This window comes from Novosphingobium beihaiense (assembly GCF_022832375.1).
Classification (GTDB): Bacteria; Pseudomonadota; Alphaproteobacteria; order Sphingomonadales; family Sphingomonadaceae; genus Novosphingobium; species Novosphingobium beihaiensis.
In genome coordinates, this window is the sequence record NZ_JALHLG010000044.1 from 17,580 (window position 1) to 34,173 (window position 16,594).

Here is a 16,594-nt window from a genome sequence, read left to right on the forward strand (position 1 = left end):
GGCCGTTGTCCCGGCCGGGCGGCTTGGCGATGGCGCCGCGCCGCCCGCTGATCCCTCTCCTTTGCCGTTCGCTCTGAACGGACGGCTCCCATGCCATTTCTCTACGTTTCATGAAGGACGCACCCATGCGTATCGTTTCCGGCATTCAGCCCACCGGCAACCTGCATCTCGGCAATTACCTCGGCGCCATCCGCAACTGGGTGAAGATGCAGGACGAGGCCGCCGCCTCCGGCGCGCAATGCCTATACTTCCTGGCCGATCTTCACGCGATCTCGATGCCTTACGACCCGGCCGATCTGACGGCCAATACCCGCGGGATGGTGGCGGCGCTGGTCGCCTGCGGCATCGATCCCGACCGCTCGATCCTGTTCAACCAGTCGCAGGTTCCCCAGCACGCCGAACTGCAATGGCTGCTCAACGGCACCGCGCGCATGGGCTGGCTGAACCGCATGACCCAGTGGAAGGATAAGGCGGGCAAGAACCGTGAAGGCGCCTCTGTCGCGCTGTTCACTTATCCGGTGCTGCAGGCCGCGGACGTGCTGGTCCATCAGGCGACGCATGTGCCCGTGGGCGACGATCAGAAGCAGCACTTGGAACTCGCGCGCGACATCGCGCAGAAGTTCAACAACGACTTCGCCTCCGAAGATGCGCCCGTGTTCACTTTGCCCGAACCGTACATCCTGCCCGAAGCCGCCCGCATCATGAGCCTGCGCAACGGTTCGGCCAAGATGAGCAAGTCCGATCCTTCGGACATGAGCCGCATCAACATGACCGACGATGCCGATACGATCATGCAGAAGATCAAGAAGGCCAAGACCGATCCCGAGCCGCTGCCGAGCGACAAGGGCGGTCTGGAAGGGCGGCCCGAGGCAGCGAACCTCGTGGGTATCTACGCCGCGCTGGCGGAGATGACCGTCGGCGATGTGCTGGCCCAGTTCGGCGGCGAAGGCTTCGGCAGGTTCAAGCCCGCGCTGGGCGAACTGGTGGTAGAGAAGCTCTCGCCGATCAACGCGCGCTTCCTCGAACTGCGCGAAGACCGCGCGGCGCTCGATGCGATCCTGCACAAGGGCGCGGAAAAGGCCCGGGCGCTGGCCGTGCCGACGCTGAACAAGGCCTATGAGGCGCTGGGGCTGGTGCGGGGCTGATCAGGCTCCCAGCAGCTGCGCGCGCCGTTTCCGCCAGGGTTCGGCCAGTACATCGAGAGACCCAAGCGCTTCCAGCCCTTCGCGGTCGCGCTTGTGGTCTCCGGCGATAAGCAGGCCGAAGGTGCGGGCCACGGTCCATTCCCCGTGGGGCCGGTCGAGCAGTTCGATCGTATCGCCCGCTGCCACTTCGCCCTCTTCCAGCACGCGGTAGTACCACCCGGTGCAGCGGGCCTTCACCATGCGGGCATTGACAGGCTGGCCGCCGAAGCGGTGATCGAGCTTCCAGCACGGCTGGCGGCCCTGGCTCACTTCCACCAGTGCGCTGCCCAGCCGGTAGCGGTCGCCCAGGCACACCGTTTCCTCGGTCATGCCCACGGTCGCGATATTTTCCCCGAAGGCGCCATAGTCCGCGAGCAGCGGATGATCGTCCAGCACGTCGCGCCAGAAGGCATAGTGATCGTGCGGGTAGTGGTGGATCGCCTTGTCCGGGCCGCCGTGCACCCTGAGGTCCGCCTGCTCGTCTCCGTCGAGGCCCAGGCGGTGGACGCCCACCGGCCCGGGCACCGGCGTCTTGGCAATGGCGCTCGGCTTGTCAGGCCCCTGAAAGCTTCGCGCTTTACCGCACTGCACGGAAAGAATGGGAACAGGACTCGTCATGGCCCGTAGCTTTCCTACATTGGAAGCAGCCGTTCAAGCCGCGATGCAGCGTCTGGATGATACATGAACGGGCCGATCCGCCCATCGCGTACCGCCCACCATTCAACCGCTATTCAGAACGTTGATATTACGGCAAGATAGCTATCAGTCGAAGGTCGGTGCCGGAAGGGGTGCACGGGACCCTTCGGGTTCGTGGAGCTTAGATATGATGACAGACCATTCGAACGCCTATTTCGGCAAGCTGAGACTTGCCGCAGCGGCCATGCTGCTCATGGCCCTTGCCGCCTGCGCCACACCGTTCAAGGCGGATGTTTCGCGCTTTCAATCGCAGCTTCCGGCACCCCAAGGGCAGACATTCGCGGTTGTCGCGGACGATGCCAAGCTCGCGGGCGGGCTGGAGTTCGCCCAATATGCGGGCCTCGTGCAGGACCGGCTCGCAAAGCTCGGCTACACCCCGGTGCAGGACCCGGCGAAGGCCAGCCTGATCGTGCGCTTCGATTATGGCGTCGACAACGGCCGGGAGCGCGTGCGCTCCACCGGCCCGTCATCGCCTTACTGGAGCCCGTGGTACGGCTATGGTTTCTACCGCCCGAGCCGTTTCGGATACTGGGGCAGCCCGTGGCACTATGGCTGGTACGATCCGTTCTTCGACGGCGGCGTGGACAGCTACACGGTCTATACCAGCGGCATCTCGATCAAGATCGACCGTGCCGCCGATGGCGAGCGCGTGTTCGAAGGCAAGGCCGAGGCCGTATCGACGTCCAACCACCTGCAATACCTCGTGCCCAACCTCGTAGAGGCAATGTTCACCGGCTTCCCCGGGAACTCGGGTGAGACCGTGCGCATTACCGTGGCGCCCGAAAAGAAGTGACATGACCTGACGTGCTCCCCCTCCTGCGACAGAGAGGGAGACACCGAGGGGCGGGTCCGCGAATAGCGCGGGTCCGCCCTTTTTCTATACTCGGGCGGGAAGGGAGGAACGGCGATTGAACACCTTCATGGCCATCATGTCGCAACTGTTCTGGGGCGTGACCGTGGGTGCGCTCTCTTCCACTTTCTCGCTGCTGGCCAAGGGCACGATCGTGCTGGGTGGATTGGGCGGCACGGCGTGGTACGGCCTTAAACGGCGGCGCGGCAGCCGCAAACGCAAGGATTGAGCAGGGAATGCCGCACCAGGTTCTGGGCGAAATAGCAGGCGCCGCGCTGGAAGCGGGCGCGGACCTCGCCACGGACGAAGTCTCGCGCCGCATGGGCTGGAAAGGGTGCCTGACGGTTTCCCTGCTGATCGTGCTGGGGCTTGGCCTGCTGTTGTGGTTCGTGGGCGCGTTTTCCGGCCAGCCCTGACCGGTCAGCTTCCCAGCGACACCACGCCGCCGGTCGAACCGAAGCCGCCTTCACCGCGCACGGTTTCGTCCAGTTCCTCGACCGGCAGCCAGCTCGCCCGCGTTACCGGCGCCAGCACCAGCTGCGCCACGCGGTCTCCCCGCAGGATATTGAAGGGTTCGGCGCCGTGGTTGATGAGGATGACCTTCAGCTCGCCGCGATAGTCCGAATCGATTGTGCCCGGCGTATTGGGCACGGTGATGCCGTGCTTGAGCGCCAGCCCTGAGCGCGGGCGGACCTGGATTTCAAAACCGTAGGGGATCGCCACAGCCAGCCCGGTTGCCACGGCATGGCGGGCGCCGGGTGCGATCGTCACATCCTCGGCCGAGACCACGTCCATGCCCGCTGCGCCTTCAGTCGCATAGACGGGAAGCACCAGCCCCTCGCCATGGGGCAGCACCTTGACCGGTATGGGAACGTTATTGGGCGAATGCATCGGCCATCCTTTCGACGAGGATGCGCGCGACATCCTCCTTGGGCATTTCGGGAAGAGAAAACACGCCATCGCCGCGCACGATATGAACGGCATTGGCATCGCCGCCCATGACATCGCCCGAAACGTCGTTAGCAATGATCCAGTCGGCCCCCTTGCGCTTGCGCTTTTCGCGGGCATGCTCAACCACATGCTCGGTCTCGGCGGCAAAGCCGATCAGCAGCGGCGGCCGGTCAGGCCGGGATGCGACAGTGGCGAGGATATCGGGGTTTTCGGTCAGCAGCAGCGCAGGCGGGGCCGAACCGCGTTTCTTGAGCTTTTCCTGGGCGATATTGGCAGTGCGCCAGTCCGCCACGGCCGCGACCATCACCGCGATATCGGCAGGCAGCGCGCGCTTGACCGCATCGGCCATCTGCAGCGCGCTTTCCACGTCCACCCGGTCTACCCCCGGCGGCGTCGGCAGATGGACGGGGCCGGCCACCAGCGTGACCCGCGCACCAGCCTGCGCAGCGGCAGCGGCAATCGCGAACCCCTGCTTGCCCGAGGACCGGTTGGCAATGTAGCGCACCGGATCGATCGGTTCCCATGTCGGCCCAGCCGTGATCAGCACATGCCGCCCGGAGAGTGGACCGTTTTCAGGCACGGCACTGGCCGGAGTCTGCCCATAAGGTCCGGCCGAAACGGCATCGGCCGCGTGCGGTGCAGGATGATCGATCGCCGCCGGATCGGTCGGCGGCGCGCCGCGGGCCGCCCCCTTGGTCATCAACAGCGATCCCGCCGGAGCAGGCGCCTGGTGCTGCGCCGGAGCGGGATCGTCATGCCCGAAGGTGATCGCCTTCTTGGCCTTCTGCAGCCCGCGTGAGATCATCGAACCGGTAAGGCCGCCTAGCCCCAGCCCCTCATGCGCGGCATGCTCCGCCTCGGACTCGTCAAACGGCGGATGCCATTGCGCCGGATCGTACTGCGGCTCCGGTTCGGGCAGGCCGCGCGTCTGCGGCAGGCCCGGATAGGCCTCTTCTGCTGGTCCGCTGCCGGGCAGCGGCGCCACTTCCACCGGGCCAAGGCCCAGCACCCATGCAATGCGCTGCCAGATGGCAATGGGATCGGGCAGGCGGCCGGGGCCGTATTCGCCGCAGGCCATCGTGCCCTCGTCGGGCTCCATCACATCGACGCCCGCCTCGCGCAGCGCCTGCACATTGCGCACGGTGGCGGCGTGCTGCCACATGCGCACGTTCATCGCGGGCACCGCCATCACCGGCTTATCGGTCGCCAGCAGCATCGTCGTCGCCAGATCGTCGGCAATGCCGGCGGCCATCTTGGCCAGTAGGTCCGCCGTCGCCGGGCAGACCACCACCAGATCGGCCTGGCGGCTGAGCTGGATATGGCCCATTTCGGCCTCGTTCTTGAGGTCCCACAGCGTCGTATAGACGGGGTTTTCAGACAGCGCCGCCAGCGCCATCGGGGTAACGAACTTGGCGCCGCCTTCCGTCACCACGCACGTGACTTCGCCCCCTTCCTTGCGGATGGTGCGGACAAGTTCACAGGCCTTGTAGGCCGCGATACCGCCGCCCACGACCAGAAGAATCCGGGGTCCACTCATGCTCGGGGCTTGTGCAACAGCCTGCCGGGACACGCAATTAATTTACGGCCGCCGCCGGCACACGCCTGCGCAAACCTGCCGCCGCGGTCAGTTCGGCCAAGGCGCGGGGTGCGAACACGATCCCGGCGAACATGGCAGGCGCGATCATCGCGCCCCAGTAGAAATTGTCCCAGCGTCCGGCGAGCATGAAAGCCACGCCATACCCCGCACTCAGCAGAAACCCGAACAGGCCGCCGCGCCCCTTCATGCCCAGCCATCCGAAAGTCATCAGGATGACGGCAGGCCCGGCCAGAAAATGTGGCAGCCAGCGCAAGTTGCTCGACTGTACGACATTGCCCAGCCAGCCCGATAGCCCGCGCATAACCAGCCAGGGCGCGGAATGCGGATCGGTAGGCAGCACGTCGCGCGCAACCAGCGAGAGATGAACGGCCAGCGCCGCAAGGAACACCGCCGCCAGCGCGGACCACGCCGCCGCTTCCTTCCAGTTGCGGTACCACAGCGCCGCTGCCGCCATCAGCAGCACGAACGGCAGCGCATGTTCGCGGATGGCCAGGGCCAGCGCGGCGGCGCAGAAAGCGCCGGTCCAGCGCCCGCCCTGGCCGTTCACGCCGATGCGGTGCAGGCCGAAGGACAGCGCGATCAGCCCGCCCGCCCACAGTTCATGTAGCGGGAAATAGTGGCGATTGAGCCCCAGCGACGCGCCGACGAACACCAGGGCTGTCGCGATGCGCCGCGCCCGGGGCGAGACGCCCTCCTCCCCGAAACGGCGCCACCATGCCGCGACGATCCCCAGCATCAGCGCCAGCGCCGCCGCAATCTGGCCCGGCGTGCCCAGCCAGGCATCGAGATAAGCGAGCGTCGGCAGCCGCACGGCCAGACCGGGATTGACCGGATAATCGCGCGAGCGCTGCTCCGGGACGATGAAATCGTAGTAGTTCTCGCCATGGGCGATGCGCTCGATCGCCACTTCGTAAAGCGCGATGTCCTCGTCATAAGGTTCGTCCGGAGCTCCGGCCTTCGAGGCCGTGGACACGGGGCCTTCCACCGGACCGCTCCAGGGCGAGCGGCTGCCGGGCTTGGCTATCGGCACCAGCGCCGAGGCCAGCAGCAGCAGGACCAGAATGGCCAGAACCGCACGCGCGAGATGGGGTGACCAGCAGGCGAACCGGTTTCCCGCCCCGCTCGGGGTGAGCGGGGCCTGGTTCGGATTTTCGTTTCCCGGCGTTAGCTCAGGAGACTCCAGTACGTGAACGCCCATGCGGCTACGCCCCCCAGGATTGCCGCCGCACCATAGCCCACCCAGTGGTTACTTTGACGTTTACGCGGCCCGCCGAGGCCCAGAATGAGGTGGATATCGGGCAGCGGCGCCTGCTCGGGCGCGCCGCCCTTGGGCGGAAACTTTTCCTCGATCCGCCGCACCAGCGCGGGCAGGCGGGCGAGCGTGCCGATATCTTCGCGCAGCCGGTCGACGATCATCGCCTCGGGCCCCAGTTCGTCGCGAATCCAGTTCTTCACGAAAGGCGCGGCCACGTCCCACATGTTGATATCGGGATCGAGCGCGGTGGCGAGGCCTTCGACCATCACCATGGTCTTCTGCAGCAGCAGCAAGTGCGGCTGCACCTGCATGTCGAAATCGCGGGTGATGGCGAACAGCCCGTCGAGCATCTGGCCGACCGAGAGTTCGGACACTGGCTTGCCGCGCATCGGCTCGCCCACTGCGCGCAGCGCCGTCGCGAACTCCTCGACGTTGTGATAGCTCGGCACGTATTGCGCCTCGAAATGGATCTCGGCCACGCGGCGGTAATTGCCGGTGGTGAGGCCATAGAGGATTTCCGCCAGCCACAGCCGCGCCTGCCGGTTGATCCGGCCCATGATGCCGAAATCGATGGCGACAATGGTGCCGTCCGCCTGCACGAACAGGTTGCCCTGGTGCATATCGGCATGGAAGAAACCGCTCGCAATCGCCTGCGTCAGGAAGGTGAGCACCAGCTTGCGGGCCAGCGCGGGCAGATCGTGCCCGGCAGCGCGCAGAGCGGCAAGGTCGCTCATCTTGGCGCCATCGACCCATTCGACGGTGAGCACCGATCCGGTCGTGCGGTCCCAGTCGATGCCGGGCACGCGATACCCTTGCATCCCCTTCATCGATTCGGCGAGTTCGGAGGCCGACGCCGCTTCGCGCCGCAAATCGAGTTCGCGCAGGGTCCAGCGCTTGAGATTGTCGATCACCGCGCGCGGGCGCAGGCGCTGCGCTTCGCCGCCCAGCACTTCGAGATGCGCAGCGGCCCACTCGTAGGTCTCGACATCGCGCGCAAAGGTCTCGCGGATGCGCGGGCGCAGTACCTTGACCGCAACCTGCCGCCCGTCCGTGGTCACCGCGCGGTGGACCTGCGCGATCGAAGCAGCCCCGATCGGCTGCTCCTCGATGCTTTCGAACAGCGTGTCGATCGGCTTGCCGAAGCTGTCCTCGATCACCGCGCGGATCTGCGCGAAAGGCACCGGAGGCAGGCTGTCCTGCAAGGTCAGCAGATTGCGCGCGGGCCCTTCGCCGACGAGATCGGGCCTTGTGGCAAGCGCCTGCCCCAGCTTGATCGCCGCCGGGCCGATTTCCTGAAACGCGCCCGCGTAATCGGGCTCTGCCCCCTGCCGCGCGCCGAAGCGGGCGGCCCGGCACAGCCGCTTGACCGGAACAGGCGCGTTGCGGTCGTTCTCGATGCCGCGCAGGGCGCCGTGCCGGGCCAGCACGCGGCCCCATTTCAAAAGCCGGGCGATGTGTGTGATGGGCCGGGTCACAAAACCTCCTCGCGCCGCCAGGCTGCGAGACCGCAACCTCCCCTCCCGTGAGCGGGAGGGGCCGGGGGAGGGCTTGTGTTTTCAAGGCCAATCGCCCCGGAGGGACCGGACAGGCCCTCCCCTAACCCCTCCCGCTCGCGGGAGGGGAACGCGCTGGCTTCACGACTTCCTGTGAAGATCACTCTTTAGACCTTCCACCCCGAGTGGATCGCCACCAGCCCGCCCATGATCGGCTCGACTTTGGTGTGCTTGAACCCGGCCTTGCGAATCATCGCTTCGAATTCGGGCATCGGCGGGAAACGGCGAATCGATTCGATCAGGTAGCGGTAGGAATCCGCGTCGCCCGCGATCATCTGGCCGATCTTGGGCACCAGCTTGTGCGAATAGCTGTCGTAGACTTCCTTGAAGCCCGGCCATTCGGTGGACGAGAATTCAAGGCAGAAGAACCGCCCGCCGTACTTTAGCACGCGGAACGCCTCGGCCAGCGCCTTGTCGATATGCGTCACATTGCGGATGCCGAAGGCGATCGTATAGGCATCGAAGAAACGATCGGGGAAGGTCAGCTCCTCGGCGTTCTGGCGCGACCAGACGAGGCCGTCGAGCCCCCGCTCCATCGCGCGCTCGATGCCGACATCGAGCATGTCCTGATTGATGTCCGACACGGTGATCGAAGCGCCGCGCTCGGCCATGCGGAAGGCGATGTCGCCGGTGCCGCCCGCCATGTCGAGGATCTGCTCGCCGTCGCGCGGTTTCACCCGGCGCACGAACTTGTCCTTCCACAAACGGTGCATGCCCACCGACATGGCATCGTTCATCACGTCGTACTTGCGCGCGACGGAGGAGAAGACGGCGCCGACGCGCTGCTCCTTCTCGCCGGCATCGATCTCTTCGTAGCCGAAGGAAACGGTATCGCTCATGCGCCGGGCTTTAGGCGCAATTGGCGCGCAGGCAAAGAGAGATGCGGCAAATGTTCGCCGGTGCCGCCCGATACCCGCCAATCCCCCATGACAGGCCTTAGCGTTTCCTTAGCGACATTGTCATATTACCGGCGATCCGCCGCTTGCCCGCGGACGGAGCAGAGAAGCAGGGTCCGGATTTTTGATCGTCAAGCCAGCCATTGCCGGGAATACGCGACGGCGGCGCTTGCTGGTGCCTGTCGCCAGCATGACCTTCGGCTCGCTGGTCCTGCTGGTGCTGCTGACCACATTCCTGATCCTGCGCTTCGACGGCACCGCCACCCAGCGCGAACAGCACATGGTGGAACAGGGCTTTCAGCGCCAGGTCGAACAGTACGAGAATGTGCTCGTCCCCCAGTCCGACTGGGACAAGTCGATCCGGAAGCTGGACCACGAATTCGACGTCTCTTTCGCCGACATCAATTTCGGCTCGCAGCTCTATACCTTCAACGGCGTGACACACACGTTCTTCGTCGATGGCGCAGGCAAAGTTCTCTACGCGTCGGTAAACGGCAAGCATGCCGGGTTTGACACGTTCCGGCCGTTCGAAACGGTCGCGGCGGAACTGATTCAGCCGGTGCGCCAGGCGGAAGCCCGGCGCCCTCCGATCAAACCGGCTCCCGCCGGGAAGCAGGTCACAGTCACCAGTCCGATCCAGGCCAACGGCCTCGCGCGGGTTGGCGGCACGGTCTATATCGTGATCGCCACCCTGATCCAGCCGGATCTGGGACACGATCTTCCCAAAGGCCCCCGCGCGCCCATCGCCATCACCGCGATGCCGATCGGCGAAACGCTGCTGGACTCCTTTGCCTCGCGCTATCTGGTCGACGATCTGGAAATCGTGGCCGCCGGTTCGAACATGATGGGCAAGGCCTATTTCCGCCTCAACTCTCCCACAGGCCACGAAATCGCCGCTCTCGCCTGGACGCCCCGGCGGCCGGGCATGCTGCTGTTCGAACAGCTCCGCTGGCCGCTGCTGGCTGCGCTCATGCTGCTGGCTTTCGCGGGCTGGGTGCTGATCCGGCGCAGCGGAAAAATCGTCGATGACCTGATCCTCAGCGAGGAACAGGCCAAGCATCTGGGCTATCACGATCAGCTCACCGGTGTTCCCAACCGCGCGCTGCTATTCGAACGCCTGCCGTCTCTGCTGGCCTCTGTCGGCCATGACACGCCCATGCTGGCCGTGCTCGCCGTCGATCTGGACCGGTTCAAGGAAGTGAACGACACGCTGGGACACTATGCCGGGGATTGCCTGCTTCAGACATTGGCCGAACGCCTGCAGGACGCGTCGGCCACGTTCAGCGGCGCGTTTACCGCCCGGCTCGGTGGCGACGAATTCGTTCTGGTCAGCCCGGTGCAGGATCGCCAGGCCGCCGAGGATCTGGCCGACCGTTGCCTGCGCACGATCATGCGGCCGATGCAGTGCGAAGAAGGTGTGATCGAAAGCAGCTGTGCGCACGGTGTGCGCTGCTCGATCGATGTCGGCTGCTCGATCGGCGTCGCCCTGGCCGAAGACGGCAAGGCCGATCCGTCCGTCATCCTGCGGCGTGCGGACATGGCGCTCTACCGCTCGAAAGCCGACGGCAAGGGCTGCGTGAGCTTCTTCGAACCGGGCATGGACGAAGCCGCCCGGACCCGCCGGACGATGGAAGACAACTTGCGGGCCGCGCTGACTAACGGCAGCTTCCACATGGTCTATCAGCCGCAGGTCGACGTGGACGGGAACGTTCCCGCCGTGGAAGCGCTGCTGCGCTGGACGCACCCCGAGCTGGGCGAAATATCACCGGCAGCCTTCATCCCACTGGCGGAGGAAACCGGCCTGATCATGGCGATCGGCGAATTCGTGATGCGCCGCGTCTTCGCAGAAACCGCGCATTGGCAGGACATGCGCATCGCGATCAACGTGTCCGCCATCCAGATGCGCACGGCGGGCTATGCCGCGCAGGTCATGCAACTTGCGGCCAGAGCCGGAATCGATCCTTCGCGCTACGAGATCGAGCTGACCGAAACCGCCCTGCTGGGAGACGGTCCAGCCACGGCCGAGAACTTCGAAATCCTGCGCCGCCTGGGCTTCTCGATCGTGCTCGACGATTTCGGGACCGGCTATTCCAGCCTCAGCCTGCTGCACCGCTTCCGGGTCGACAAGATCAAGATCGACCAGAGCTTCGTGGCCGATCTCGGCCAGAGCGAGGAAGTCAACGGACTGGTGAGCGCCATCGTGAAACTGGCCCGGTCGTTCAACCTCGGCGTCATTGCCGAGGGTGTGGAGACCGAAGAACAGCGCCGCCTCCTGACCAAGGCCGGGTGCATGGAATTCCAGGGCTTCCTGACCGGCATGCCGATGCCCGTTGAACGCGTGCAAGCCCTGTTCGAACCGCACACCGCCTTGCGCCAGCAAGCCTGAGATCCCGCTTGAAAGGGCGGGGCACCAGCCCGCCCAGGCACTTCAGCTGCTTCAGCCGCCCTTGGCCAGCGCGGTATTGCTGTATTGCGGATCGCCGGTCACTTCCCGCCCCAGCCATTCGGGCTGCGGGACATCCTCATCCGCCCGGTCGAGTTCGATTTCCGCCAGGACAAGCCCTTCCAGCGCGCCGGCGAAGACGTCCACTTCCCACGTCCGCCCGGGTCCGGCAGGCACCAGATGGCGCGTTTTCTCCAGAACCCGCCCCGTCCGCAGCTCCAGCATCGCCAGTGCATCCTCGACAGGGATAGTATATTCGAATTCGGCGCGGGAAAGAGCCGGCCCATCGGTGCGCGTGGCACCCTTGACCGTCAGCTTCGCACTGCTTCCGTCCACCACCCGGACGCGCACGCTCGCCCCGCCGCTGTCCGAAAGATAAGCCTGACGAATGTGCTTCTGGCCCGTGACCTGCGCCCGCCAGGCATCGTCTGCGATGAGGAACTTGCGCTCGATTTCGATGGTCATGCCGCCGGTTTTCCCCCGGCCCGCCAGACGGCCCACAGCCTGCCCCAATGATCCATCAGTGCCTCCGTTTCCTGTGCCAGAAGTTTCGCCACGGCGGGGGCGGTATCGCGTTCGAGCTGCTTGCGGCGGTCCGCGGCCAGACCGCGCAGCGCCGCCGCGGAATGGCCATAACGGGACCCCGGCAGGCATGTCTCAAGCCGCTGTTCGAACATGCAGATATCATGATGCAGCCCCAGCAGATCGGCCAGGCGGCTGAGTTCCGCCGCGCGCGGCTTCATCAGCTCCGGCCACACCGGTTCCAGAAGGCGCGTATGATACCAGTGGTATTTCATGCGCTTGCGCAGTTCATGATACTGCGCGGCCCCGGGGTTTCGCGCCACCGCCCGGCGGGCCCTGCCCGCCTGGTCCAGCACTTTGCCGAGGCCGGGGCCAAGTGCGTCCCAGCCTTCCTGCTCCAGCGTCCAGCCCAAGGCCCGTTCGCGCGCCAGCCGCAGCAGCCCGCGAACTTCCTCCAGCCGCGCATCCGCAGCGTCCTCAACGCCTGGCTGCTCCAACGCCTGTGCAAAGTGCGCGCGCAGGAACAGCGCCTGCGCCCGGTCGAAGTCCTCCGGCGCACCGGCCAGCAGCAAATCGAATGTGTCGAGCATCACCCGGGCATCGCGCGTAAATGCCAGCAGGCGCGCTATATCGCGAAAAGCCGTGTTTTCATAACTATAGCCGGGAAAGCCTGGCCGCACGAGGCGCAGCAGCGCGCGCAGCTTCTTGCAGGCCTTGCGAACCTCGTGGATCGCCTTGTCGCGGGGCTTGCCCGCAATCGCGGCAAGGGCGCCATCGATCTGCTCGCAGGCGATACGATGCACCGCCCGCTTGACGGTGCGGTCTCCGAGTCTGAATCTGTAGGCCATCGGTGCCCCAAGAAGGCGGTCTGGTTACACAGGCAAGACAATGCCCCGGATTGTCATGGAATTGCAATGTTTAGCTTGGGCGGCAGGCAAATGAAAAGGGCGGCCCCGGTGGAGCCGCCCTTCCCATTTTTCGTCCGGTGAAGAACCGGCAGAAGATTACTTGAGCTCGACGGTGCCGCCGGCTGCTTCGATCTTCGCCTTGATTTCTTCGGCTTCCGCCTTGGAAGCGCCTTCCTTGACGGCCTTCGGAGCACCTTCGACGAGAGCCTTGGCTTCGGCGAGGCCCAGACCGGTGATGGCGCGGACTTCCTTGATGACCTGGATCTTCTTGCCACCGTCGCCGGTCAGAACGACGTCGAATTCGTCCTTCTCGGCAGCAGCGGCACCGGCGTCACCACCGCCAGCGGCGGGAGCGGCAACGGCCACGGCAGCAGCGGCGGAAACGCCCCATGCTTCTTCCAGGGCCTTGGCGAGGTCAGCCGCCTCAAGGACGGTCAGCTGCGACAGTTCTTCAACAAGCTTGGCGATATCGGCCATGATACTTTACTCCTGATCTGTGGTCCCGGCGGGCCTCATGCCGCAAACCGGGATAAATCGTTTCGAAACGTGTTACCGAGCTGCGGCTCAGGCAGCGTCCTTCGCGGCGTAGGCGCCGAAGACGCGGGCCAGCTTGGCCGCCGGAGCGGTCGAGAGCTGAGCGATCTTCGTGGCCGGGGCCTGGACGAGACCAATGAGCTTGGCGCGAAGTTCGTCGAGCGAGGGCATCGAGGCGAGAGCCTTTACACCTTCGGCATCCAGAACATTCGGGCCCATCGCGCCGCCGACGATTTCGATCTTGTCGGTCGTCTTGGCGAATTCGACGACGGCCTTGGCGGCTGCGACGGGGTCCACCGAAGTGGCGATGGCCGTCGGGCCGCTCAGGAAGTCGCCGATACCGGCATAGTCGGTATCCGCGATGGCAATCTTGGCAAGACGGTTCTTCGCAACCTTGTACGACGCACCGGCTTCCCGGATCTTCGTGCGCAGTTCGGTGGACTGGGCCACCGTCATGCCGAGGTTGCGGGTGATGACCACCACGCCGACCTCGTTGAAGACCGCGTTGAGCTGGGCGACCGAATCGGCTTTCTGCGAACGATCCATGCCTTACTCCTTCACATGTGACCGTTTGGGACGGGTGCCCCGCACGGCCGGCTACGTTTGTCCGCGATACCGAAGCATCACGGGCGAGTCCGTTCGATGGGGAAGGAGTTTCGCGCCGAAACGCGAGGATGGCACCTGGCTCCAGGGAGCGAAGGGCCGGAAAATTTCCTGTTCCCCGTCTAGGCTGCGAATTAAGAGGGAAGCCCTCAGCAGCGGTCTCGGACGGATGAACGGCACGGTTGCGATCTCTCGAACCGGCCGGTCGGGGCGGGCCATTGGCGCAAATGCCCGCAAGAGTCAAGCCGCGAGGCCGCACTCGCCGTGCCTTTTACGGCAAAATTCCGGGGCGCGTCATCCTCTTGCCGTGGTGCCTACCCAATTGTACGTATTTACACGCAATCCATGACTTGCCATCTGTTAATGCGCTCATGCCAACCTCCCTTTCTTACGGGGGGCATGGACAGCCAGGAGGCGGTTCTCATGCGTGCGATCAGGTATCAGCCTGTGCCTTTTTCCGTAGGGGGCGTGGCCTATCCCAAGGCCATACCGGTAACGGTGAACAATGCCGCCCCGCCCAAGCGCTATGGCCCCGAAGACGCCAACGGCTTCAAGCCGATGTTCTTCGCGCACCACGATGCCCCGGAAAACGAAGCCGAAGCAGCCTTGCGGCTCGACTGGGAACAGGCGGCCGCGCAAGTCATCGCCAGAGCCTATTCCGACGAGCCCCTGAACGAGAAAGGGGCCCTCTTCGACTTTACAGTCTGAGGGGCTGTTTGGGAAATGCCCATTCGGGCGTTTTCCGTGCGGCACCGGCCCGCTCCCCCACCCGGCCTCCCACAGGATACTGCCAATGGGCGGCTAGGTGGGGGAGCGGGCCGGTGCCGCGAAATTCGCTTCCAGCGAATTTCCAAACGGACTCTGGGAGCTCCTTTCCGGTTTGCAGCGGCTGCCCGCGCTATTCGCCCGCAGCTTCCTGATACCCCAGCAGATCGCCGGGCTGGCAATCCAGCTCCCGGCAGATCGCCTCCAGCGTCGAAAAGCGGATCGCCTTGGCCTTGCCGGTCTTGAGGATCGAGAGATTGGCCAGCGTGATGCCGATCCGCTCGGCCAGTTCGGTGAGCGTCATACGGCGGGCGTAGAGCAGGTCGTCAAGCTTCACCACGATCCGGGTTCCTTCCGCTTCGGTGCCGTCCGCGCCCATCACACGGTTCCTTCGACTTCGTCCTGCAGGCGGTTGCCATGCCGGAACACACGGGCCAGCACGAACAGCACCAGCGCAAAAGCCAGGGTATTGCCGCCACCGAGATCGACGGAAATGTCGAACCCGTTGATCGTGCCGCCCACCGGCACGTCCAGCCAGCGCGCGATCCAGCCGATCGCCCAGAGTTCGGCGACGCGCCAGCCCAGCCGCTCGATACGCCGGGCATTGGCGCGCTCGAAGGGATTGCGCGCGGCCACGCTGGCAACGATCTGGAGCACATTGCCGATCCCGCCCGCGATCACCGAGAGCGCCACCAGCGCGAAAATCATCGCCGCGACCGGGTCCCAGGCCGGATCGGACAGGGCATGACCGATCGGCGAGGCCGTGGTCATCGTCACTACCAGACCGGCGAAAGCCGCCGCCATCGTCACGCCCACGCCGATGAGAGCCGCCACCAGAACCACGACGGCTGCGACGAGCAGCGGGTCCTGCAGGCTCCGGCACCAGGTCTCGCCCGAAGGGGTGCGCTCGAAGAGAAAGCTCAATCCCAGCGTCATTACACGGTTCCTTCCAGTTCGGCGCGCATCTCGGCTCCTTTGCGGAACACGCGGGCAAGGATGAAGAGAATCAGGACGAGCAGCAGGCCGTTGCCATCGAAACTGGCACCGCCCTGACCGCCGAACGGGTCGGCCTCCGTACCCTCGGTAACATTGTGGATCCACAGGGCGATGCCGCCGATCGGCAGGCTCGCGAACTGGACGGCCAGCGTGAGCCACGCCATCCGCGTCAGCCGCCGGGCATTGTCCGGCACGAAAGGATCGCCCTGACCCACGGTATCGACGATCTGCTTGAGCAGCTGGAACACGCGGAACAGCAAAGCCAGCAGAACCGCGCCCAGCAGGCAGGCCGCCATAACGAGGCCGACGAACTGCATGAGCGGCAGGCCGGGCGCATCCTTCAGCAGATCGGCGGCGATGTGATCGCGCATGAAGAAGACGGTGGGCACCGCCAGCAGACAGGCCAGTGCGCTGAGGGCCATGACTCCCATCAGGAACCACAGGATGCCCTTGGCCACGGCCAGCAACGGATCTTGCCTGATGGATGTCATGCCCCGGCCTCCCGTCACATCAGCGCCGGGACGAAAGCGCCCGGCGAGGTCACGACCACGACCGCCGGAGCGGTTGCCGCCGGGCGCACCGCGACGGTGGGAAGCCAGAAAGCCGTCGTGGCTGCGAGCGCCAGGACAACAGCGAAGGGGCGAAAGCCGCCCCGGGCCTTTTGCAGTGTCATTTCACGTTCTCCGATATGCGTCATATCGAAATTCAATAAGGGCGAGTCGCCTTATTGTCAAACGATAATATCGAAAAACGATATTGCCCAGATCGATCTACGGAAAATGTCTCCTCTGCGGGTGGCGCTGCGGCGCAGGCGCTCCCGGGCGCTCCCGGGCGCCGCACG

At 65.2% G+C, this 16,594-nt stretch carries 20 protein-coding genes; 6 read left to right on the forward strand and 14 right to left on the reverse strand.

Annotated features, from left to right (window positions below):
• Positions 1 to 125: 125 nt before the first annotated feature.
• Positions 126 to 1,145: a tryptophan--tRNA ligase gene (trpS, locus tag MTR66_RS18145; protein ID WP_243923618.1), complete on the forward strand. Its 1,020-nt coding sequence runs from the start codon at positions 126 to 128 to the stop codon at positions 1,143 to 1,145.
• Here the strand turns inward: trpS and MTR66_RS18150 are convergent, their stop codons facing one another.
• On the reverse strand, positions 1,146 to 1,802 hold the full coding sequence (locus MTR66_RS18150; RefSeq protein ID WP_243923619.1) for an MOSC domain-containing protein: 657 nt from the start codon (positions 1,800 to 1,802) through the stop codon (positions 1,146 to 1,148). It abuts the gene before it with no gap.
• A 208-nt stretch (positions 1,803 to 2,010) separates the two neighbouring features.
• Between MTR66_RS18150 and MTR66_RS18155 the strand changes: the two genes are divergently transcribed.
• The 3 genes from MTR66_RS18155 (at position 2,011) to MTR66_RS18165 (ending at position 3,146) form a co-directional block, all read left to right on the forward strand.
• Positions 2,011 to 2,673: a DUF4136 domain-containing protein gene (locus MTR66_RS18155; RefSeq protein WP_243923662.1), complete on the forward strand. Its 663-nt coding sequence runs from the start codon at positions 2,011 to 2,013 to the stop codon at positions 2,671 to 2,673.
• A 115-nt stretch (positions 2,674 to 2,788) separates the two neighbouring features.
• Entirely contained in the window at positions 2,789 to 2,959 is a 171-nt protein-coding gene (locus MTR66_RS18160; protein WP_243923620.1) for a hypothetical protein, read from the forward strand.
• A 7-nt stretch (positions 2,960 to 2,966) separates the two neighbouring features.
• Entirely contained in the window at positions 2,967 to 3,146 is a 180-nt protein-coding gene (locus MTR66_RS18165) for a hypothetical protein (protein ID WP_243923621.1), read from the forward strand.
• A gap of 4 nt (positions 3,147 to 3,150) precedes the next feature.
• Here the strand turns inward: MTR66_RS18165 and dut are convergent, their stop codons facing one another.
• The 5 genes from dut to MTR66_RS18190 form a co-directional block, all read right to left on the reverse strand.
• On the reverse strand, positions 3,151 to 3,621 hold the full coding sequence (dut, locus tag MTR66_RS18170; RefSeq protein ID WP_243923622.1) for a dUTP diphosphatase: 471 nt from the start codon (positions 3,619 to 3,621) through the stop codon (positions 3,151 to 3,153).
• Positions 3,605 to 5,218, reverse strand: coding sequence for a phosphopantothenoylcysteine decarboxylase domain-containing protein (locus tag MTR66_RS18175; RefSeq protein WP_243923623.1), 1,614 nt, complete (start codon positions 5,216 to 5,218; stop codon positions 3,605 to 3,607). The genes dut and MTR66_RS18175 overlap by 17 nt, the downstream gene beginning before the upstream one ends.
• A gap of 37 nt (positions 5,219 to 5,255) precedes the next feature.
• On the reverse strand, positions 5,256 to 6,476 hold the full coding sequence (locus MTR66_RS18180) for a hypothetical protein (protein WP_243923624.1): 1,221 nt from the start codon (positions 6,474 to 6,476) through the stop codon (positions 5,256 to 5,258).
• On the reverse strand, positions 6,443 to 8,008 hold the full coding sequence (gene ubiB / locus MTR66_RS18185) for a 2-polyprenylphenol 6-hydroxylase (RefSeq protein ID WP_243923625.1): 1,566 nt from the start codon (positions 8,006 to 8,008) through the stop codon (positions 6,443 to 6,445). Before ubiB ends, MTR66_RS18180 begins: the two co-directional genes overlap by 34 nt.
• 185 nt (positions 8,009 to 8,193) lie before the next feature.
• Positions 8,194 to 8,925, reverse strand: a complete 732-nt coding sequence (locus tag MTR66_RS18190) for a class I SAM-dependent methyltransferase (RefSeq protein ID WP_243923626.1) — start codon at positions 8,923 to 8,925, stop codon at positions 8,194 to 8,196.
• 181 nt (positions 8,926 to 9,106) lie between these two features.
• Here MTR66_RS18190 and MTR66_RS18195 point away from each other — a divergent pair, with 181 nt between their 5' ends.
• Positions 9,107 to 11,368 carry a bifunctional diguanylate cyclase/phosphodiesterase gene (locus tag MTR66_RS18195; protein WP_243923627.1) on the forward strand — a complete coding sequence of 754 codons (2,262 nt, stop codon included), beginning with the start codon at positions 9,107 to 9,109 and terminating at the stop codon, positions 11,366 to 11,368.
• A 51-nt stretch (positions 11,369 to 11,419) separates the two neighbouring features.
• Here MTR66_RS18195 and MTR66_RS18200 read toward each other — a convergent pair whose 3' ends face one another.
• The 4 genes from MTR66_RS18200 to rplJ all read right to left on the reverse strand — a co-directional run bounded on the left by MTR66_RS18200 (position 11,420) and on the right by rplJ (position 13,935).
• The gene (locus MTR66_RS18200; RefSeq protein ID WP_243923628.1) at positions 11,420 to 11,890 is read right to left on the reverse strand and encodes a CYTH domain-containing protein; all 471 of its coding nucleotides are present in this window, start codon (positions 11,888 to 11,890) and stop codon (positions 11,420 to 11,422) included.
• On the reverse strand, positions 11,887 to 12,795 hold the full coding sequence (locus MTR66_RS18205) for a CHAD domain-containing protein (RefSeq protein ID WP_243923629.1): 909 nt from the start codon (positions 12,793 to 12,795) through the stop codon (positions 11,887 to 11,889). Before MTR66_RS18205 ends, MTR66_RS18200 begins: the two co-directional genes overlap by 4 nt.
• Before the next feature lie 156 nt (positions 12,796 to 12,951).
• Entirely contained in the window at positions 12,952 to 13,332 is a 381-nt protein-coding gene (rplL, locus tag MTR66_RS18210; RefSeq protein WP_243923630.1) for a 50S ribosomal protein L7/L12, read from the reverse strand.
• Positions 13,333 to 13,419: 87 nt separating this feature from the next.
• Complete coding sequence (gene rplJ, locus MTR66_RS18215; protein WP_243923631.1) at positions 13,420 to 13,935, reverse strand: 50S ribosomal protein L10; 516 nt, start codon at positions 13,933 to 13,935, stop codon at positions 13,420 to 13,422.
• Positions 13,936 to 14,415: 480 nt separating this feature from the next.
• Between rplJ and MTR66_RS18220 the strand changes: the two genes are divergently transcribed.
• A complete protein-coding gene (locus tag MTR66_RS18220) occupies positions 14,416 to 14,700 on the forward strand; it encodes a hypothetical protein (protein ID WP_243923632.1) in 285 nt (94 codons plus the stop codon).
• Positions 14,701 to 14,890: 190 nt separating this feature from the next.
• On the opposite strand, the gene MTR66_RS18225 is transcribed toward MTR66_RS18220, so the two are convergent.
• Genes MTR66_RS18225 through MTR66_RS18240 form a run of 4 tightly spaced genes read right to left on the reverse strand, consistent with a single transcriptional unit; the run spans position 14,891 to position 16,426 of the window.
• The gene (locus MTR66_RS18225) at positions 14,891 to 15,136 is read right to left on the reverse strand and encodes a helix-turn-helix domain-containing protein (protein ID WP_243923633.1); all 246 of its coding nucleotides are present in this window, start codon (positions 15,134 to 15,136) and stop codon (positions 14,891 to 14,893) included.
• Positions 15,136 to 15,693: a DUF2975 domain-containing protein gene (locus MTR66_RS18230; protein ID WP_243923634.1), complete on the reverse strand. Its 558-nt coding sequence runs from the start codon at positions 15,691 to 15,693 to the stop codon at positions 15,136 to 15,138. Before MTR66_RS18230 ends, MTR66_RS18225 begins: the two co-directional genes overlap by 1 nt.
• Positions 15,693 to 16,244, reverse strand: coding sequence for a DUF2975 domain-containing protein (locus tag MTR66_RS18235; RefSeq protein ID WP_243923635.1), 552 nt, complete (start codon positions 16,242 to 16,244; stop codon positions 15,693 to 15,695). The genes MTR66_RS18230 and MTR66_RS18235 overlap by 1 nt, the downstream gene beginning before the upstream one ends.
• Positions 16,245 to 16,258: 14 nt before the next feature.
• Positions 16,259 to 16,426: a hypothetical protein gene (locus MTR66_RS18240; RefSeq protein ID WP_243923636.1), complete on the reverse strand. Its 168-nt coding sequence runs from the start codon at positions 16,424 to 16,426 to the stop codon at positions 16,259 to 16,261.
• Between the last annotated feature and the right edge of the window lie 168 nt (positions 16,427 to 16,594).

What these genes read in the sequence shown, in the direction of transcription:
- trpS (WP_243923618.1), top strand. Translation starts at nt 126, where the DNA reads ATGCGTATCGTTTCCGGCATTCAGCCCACCGGCAACCTGCATCTCGGC.
- MTR66_RS18150 (WP_243923619.1), bottom strand. Translation starts at nt 1,802, where the DNA reads ATGACGAGTCCTGTTCCCATTCTTTCCGTGCAGTGCGGTAAAGCGCGA.
- MTR66_RS18155 (WP_243923662.1), top strand. Translation starts at nt 2,011, where the DNA reads ATGACAGACCATTCGAACGCCTATTTCGGCAAGCTGAGACTTGCCGCA.
- MTR66_RS18165 (WP_243923621.1), top strand. Translation starts at nt 2,967, where the DNA reads ATGCCGCACCAGGTTCTGGGCGAAATAGCAGGCGCCGCGCTGGAAGCG.
- dut (WP_243923622.1), bottom strand. Translation starts at nt 3,621, where the DNA reads ATGCATTCGCCCAATAACGTTCCCATACCGGTCAAGGTGCTGCCCCAT.
- MTR66_RS18175 (WP_243923623.1), bottom strand. Translation starts at nt 5,218, where the DNA reads ATGAGTGGACCCCGGATTCTTCTGGTCGTGGGCGGCGGTATCGCGGCC.
- MTR66_RS18180 (WP_243923624.1), bottom strand. Translation starts at nt 6,476, where the DNA reads ATGGGCGTTCACGTACTGGAGTCTCCTGAGCTAACGCCGGGAAACGAA.
- MTR66_RS18190 (WP_243923626.1), bottom strand. Translation starts at nt 8,925, where the DNA reads ATGAGCGATACCGTTTCCTTCGGCTACGAAGAGATCGATGCCGGCGAG.
- MTR66_RS18200 (WP_243923628.1), bottom strand. Translation starts at nt 11,890, where the DNA reads ATGACCATCGAAATCGAGCGCAAGTTCCTCATCGCAGACGATGCCTGG.
- MTR66_RS18205 (WP_243923629.1), bottom strand. Translation starts at nt 12,795, where the DNA reads ATGGCCTACAGATTCAGACTCGGAGACCGCACCGTCAAGCGGGCGGTG.
- rplL (WP_243923630.1), bottom strand. Translation starts at nt 13,332, where the DNA reads ATGGCCGATATCGCCAAGCTTGTTGAAGAACTGTCGCAGCTGACCGTC.
- rplJ (WP_243923631.1), bottom strand. Translation starts at nt 13,935, where the DNA reads ATGGATCGTTCGCAGAAAGCCGATTCGGTCGCCCAGCTCAACGCGGTC.
- MTR66_RS18220 (WP_243923632.1), top strand. Translation starts at nt 14,416, where the DNA reads ATGCGTGCGATCAGGTATCAGCCTGTGCCTTTTTCCGTAGGGGGCGTG.
- MTR66_RS18225 (WP_243923633.1), bottom strand. Translation starts at nt 15,136, where the DNA reads ATGGGCGCGGACGGCACCGAAGCGGAAGGAACCCGGATCGTGGTGAAG.
- MTR66_RS18230 (WP_243923634.1), bottom strand. Translation starts at nt 15,693, where the DNA reads ATGACGCTGGGATTGAGCTTTCTCTTCGAGCGCACCCCTTCGGGCGAG.
- MTR66_RS18235 (WP_243923635.1), bottom strand. Translation starts at nt 16,244, where the DNA reads ATGACATCCATCAGGCAAGATCCGTTGCTGGCCGTGGCCAAGGGCATC.
- MTR66_RS18240 (WP_243923636.1), bottom strand. Translation starts at nt 16,426, where the DNA reads ATGACACTGCAAAAGGCCCGGGGCGGCTTTCGCCCCTTCGCTGTTGTC.